Here is a 2,030-nt window from a genome sequence, read left to right as displayed (position 1 = left end):
CTCAAACGGTAGCGTGAACTTGGCCTTGAAGTTTTCGTGCGACTTGAGGCTGTCGCGCGAAATGCCAGCAATAGCAACACCGGCTGCTTGAAACTCGGCATACACGTCACGGAAGGCTGCCGCTTCATTGCTGCAACCGGGGGTGTTGTCTTTGGGGTAAAAATAGAGCACCAGCGGTTTGCCGGCTTGTGACAGGGTAAAAGATGAGCCGGAAGTTGCCGGCAGGGTGAAATCGGGGCAGATCTGGCCGTCCATGGGGATATCCTTTTGAGTGTGAAGGTGCTGTCGTTCTGCTTATTTCAGTCGTCAAATGCAAGCGGGCTGCGTTTAAGCAGAACCAGTAAAGCGCCGTCGCCGCCATCGCAGATGCGGGATGTACAAAATGCCAGCACATGCGGGTGATGCGCCAGCCATTGCCTGACCATGCGCGGCAATACCGGCGCTCCTCGCGAGCCGTAACCCATGCCGTGCACGACACGCACGCAATTGCCCTGCGCGCGCGCGCGATGCAGAAATAGCGCCAGCAGGCTGTGTGCCTCGTAGCGGTTGGTGCCGTGCAAATCCAGCGTGGCGACTATCGGCCAGTGGCCTGCGCGCAGTTTTTTTAGTGTGCTTTGCGGTACGCCATTGGCCAGATGCTGGTCTGGCTGCTCGTCGCGTTCGAACCAGCCCGTCATTTCACTTAGCAGTGCGGCGTCCAGATCCTGAATGCCGGCTTGGTGCCTGCCGGATGGCGAGCGCGGCCAGTGTGGCGGTTTGGGACGGGTGTCGGGTGCGTATGCTGCGTGCTTGAGCGGTTTGATATCGGCAAACAGAAGGGCAAAGTCCGGTTCTTCCGGAGGTGCAGGGGCAGGGCGCACAACAGGCAAGGCCTTGGGCCTGACCTGTTGCTTGAGCTTTTTTAGCTCGGCTTTATACGATTTCAAAGCTTACTTCAGTTGGTCGAGGTAACGCTCGGCATCCAGTGCTGCCTGACAGCCGGAGGCGGCGCTAGTGACAGCCTGACGGTAAATATGGTCCTGCACGTCGCCGGCAGCGAAGACGCCGTCCACACTGGTAGCTGTTGCGTTGCCGTCACGCCCGGCTTTGGTGATCAGATAACCGGTGCTGTCCATTTCGAGTTGGCCTTTGAAAATATCGGTATTGGGCTTATGGCCGATGGCAATAAACACACCCATCAACTGGATGTCTTCGTGCTTGCCATCGTTGAAGCGCAGTCGGGCACCGGTGACGCCGCTAGTATCACCCAGCACTTCGTCCAGATTGGCATTCAGCTTGAGCGTAATCTTGCCTTCGGCGACGCGTGCCATCAGCTTGTCGACCAGAATTTTTTCGGCACGGAAGGTTTCGCGGCGGTGAACCAGCGTCACATGGCGGGCGATATTGGCCAGATATAGCGCCTCTTCTACTGCCGTATTGCCGCCGCCGACTACGGCAACATCCTGATTGCGGTAGAAAAATCCGTCACAGGTGGCGCAGGCGGAGACGCCCTTGCCGGAGAAAGCGGCTTCGGAGGCCAGGCCCAGATACTGGGCCGAAGCGCCAGTCGCGATGATCAGCGCATCGCAAGTATATTCGCCCGCATCGCCTACTAGGCGGATAGGCTTTTCATGCATATGCGTGGTGTGGATCTGGTCAAACAGTATTTCGGTGCCGAAGCGCTCGGCGTGCTGCAAGAAGCGTTGCATCAGTTCCGGGCCCATCACGCCTTCCACATCCGCGGGCCAGTTGTCCACGTCGGTGGTGGTCATCAGTTGGCCGCCTTGCGCCATGCCGGTAATCAGTACCGGCTTGAGGTTGGCACGGGCTGCGTACACGGCGGCGGTATAGCCGGCAGGGCCGGAACCCAGGATCAGAAGCGGGCTGTGACGGTTTGCACTCATGATGGTTGTCCTGTTTGGGCGATTGATTGAGTGCATTTTATCAGCTTGCCACTGATGGTGTGATTAAAGAGATGTATGCTCTGATAGGTCAAATCTATAGAAAGCTTCTGATGGATGCCATTCAAGCCAACTCGGCGGCCTCGTTAC

The 2,030-nt window shown here is 57.7% G+C and carries 3 protein-coding genes; all 3 read right to left on the bottom strand.

Translation table 11 applies throughout. The annotated features are described in order from the left end of the window. Positions 1 to 255 (bottom strand): peroxiredoxin (locus ACRC1E_RS04900; RefSeq protein ID WP_438513989.1); only part of this gene is annotated, 255 nt, incomplete at its 3' end. Between the two features lie 44 nt (positions 256 to 299). Continuing rightward, positions 300 to 926 (bottom strand): Smr/MutS family protein, encoded by a 627-nt coding sequence (locus ACRC1E_RS04895; protein ID WP_438513988.1) that lies wholly within the window; start codon positions 924 to 926, stop codon positions 300 to 302. A 3-nt stretch (positions 927 to 929) separates the two neighbouring features. After that, a complete protein-coding gene (trxB, locus tag ACRC1E_RS04890) occupies positions 930 to 1,883 on the bottom strand; it encodes a thioredoxin-disulfide reductase (protein WP_438513987.1) in 954 nt (317 codons plus the stop codon). Positions 1,884 to 2,030 lie beyond the last annotated feature (147 nt).

The organism is Craterilacuibacter sp. (genome assembly GCF_051659485.1).
Lineage (GTDB): Bacteria > Pseudomonadota > Gammaproteobacteria > Burkholderiales > Chromobacteriaceae > Craterilacuibacter.
This window is presented reverse-complemented; position numbering and strand designations above follow the sequence as displayed.

What these genes read in the sequence shown, in the direction of transcription:
- trxB (WP_438513987.1), bottom strand. Translation starts at nt 1,883, where the DNA reads ATGAGTGCAAACCGTCACAGCCCGCTTCTGATCCTGGGTTCCGGCCCT.